Raw genomic sequence first — 1,764 nt, forward strand, 5'->3', positions numbered from 1 at the left:
GTACGGGCGGGGGCGCAAGGGCGGTACGACCGCACCACGCCCACCGCACGCCGGCCCCGCCCGGGGCCGCCCCCGAAACCGGCGCCAGCCATGCATGCGGCGCCGAGAACACTGGCCGGGTCCCGGACGGCGGCCCCGGCTGCCCTCTCGACCGCCCCGCCGCCGGAGGCTTACGCCGACATGGGTCTCTGGACCTTGATGGACTGGAGCAGCCCCACCGCCACCCAGACCGCGAACATCGATGAACCCCCGTACGACACGAAGGGCAGCGGCAGGCCGGTGACCGGCATGATGCCGAGGGTCATGCCGATGTTCTCGAACGCCTGGAAGGCGAACCAGGCGACGATGCCGGCCGCGACGATCGTGCCGTACAGCTCCGTCGTCTCGCGGGCGATCTTGCAGGCCCGCCAGAGGACGATGCCGAGGAGGAGGATGATCAGGCCCGCGCCGACGAAGCCCAGCTCCTCGCCGGCGACCGTGAAGACGAAGTCCGTCTGCTGTTCGGGGACGAACTGGCCCGTCGTCTGGGAGCCGTGGAAGAGGCCGGAGCCCGTGAGGCCGCCGGAGCCGATCGCGATGCGGGCCTGGTTCGTGTTGTAGCCGACGCCCGCCGGGTCCAGCTCGGGGTTGGCGAACGCGGCGAACCGCGCGATCTGGTACTCGTCGAGGATCCCGAGCTGCCACACCGCGAGCGCACCGGTCGCGCCCGCGCCGAGGAGGCCGAAGATCCAGCGGTTCGACGCGCCGGACGCGAGCAGGACGCCGAGCACGATCATCACCATCACCATGACCGACCCCAGGTCCGGCATCAGCATGACGATCAGCATCGGCACGGACGCGAGGCCCAGTGCCTGGAGCACCGTCCGATGGTCGGGGTACGGCTTGTCACCCGCGTCCACCCTCGCCGCGAGCAGCATCGCCATCCCGAGGATGATCGTGATCTTCACGAACTCCGAGGGCTGGAGGGAGAAGCCGCCGCCCAGCACGATCCAGGAGTGGGCGCCGTTCACCGTCGACCCCAGGGGGGTCAGCACGAGCAGGATGCCGAACACGGAGAGGCCGTACAGGATCGGCACCGCGTTGCGCAGTGTGCGGTGGCCGAGCCAGAGCGTGCCGATCATCAGTGCCAGGCCGATGCCGGTGTTCATGAGGTGGCGGAGGAGGAAGTAGTACTGGTCGCCCTGGTTGATCTCCGTGCGGTTTCGCGTCGCGGAGAAGACCAGGAGGGAGCCGATGCAGGAGAGGGCCAGGGCGGAGAGCAGTATCGGCCAGTCGAGGCGTCTTGCGAGCGAGTCGCGGGCGAAGATCCTGGTCCAGCCTGCGCGGTCTGGGCCGTAGCCCGAGACGGAGAAGGTGTTGCCGGTCATTTGGCTGTCCTCCTCGGGCGGCGGAGGAAGGACCGCGGGCCGTGGGTGCCTCGTGTTGTGGATTGGCGGGTGCGGCGCCATCGTGGCTTGTCGCGCCCCGCGGCGGAGCCGCAAATAGACACAGCCCCGCGCCCCTGGGGTCCGCTGCCCTTAGGGACATCAGAACCCGGGCCCGATTTCCTGCGCCTCGACTTCCGGCGCGTGTCCTGGTTGCCCCCTGTGTTCGTCGGCGTCGTTCCCCCCGGCAGGGTTCCGTCCTCCTGCTTCGGCTTCTCCGTCTGGTTCGCCCTCTGGTCCTTTGCCGGGTCCTTGGCGATCTTGGGGGAGGTGATCGTGCCGTCTGTCTGGATCTTGGGGAGGGTTTTCTGGGGGGTGGGGAGGAGGGCGTTCTTGGGGG

Annotated in this window: 1 protein-coding gene; it reads right to left on the minus strand. The window is 69.4% G+C overall.

The window, feature by feature from the left end; genetic code table 11:
• Positions 1-170: 170 nt before the first annotated feature.
• Complete coding sequence (rodA, locus tag AOK24_RS37865; protein ID WP_055724473.1) at positions 171-1,367, minus strand: rod shape-determining protein RodA; 1,197 nt, start codon at positions 1,365-1,367, stop codon at positions 171-173.
• Between the last annotated feature and the right edge of the window lie 397 nt (positions 1,368-1,764).

This window comes from Streptomyces niveiscabiei (assembly GCF_001419795.1).
Lineage (GTDB): Bacteria > Actinomycetota > Actinomycetes > Streptomycetales > Streptomycetaceae > Streptomyces > Streptomyces niveiscabiei.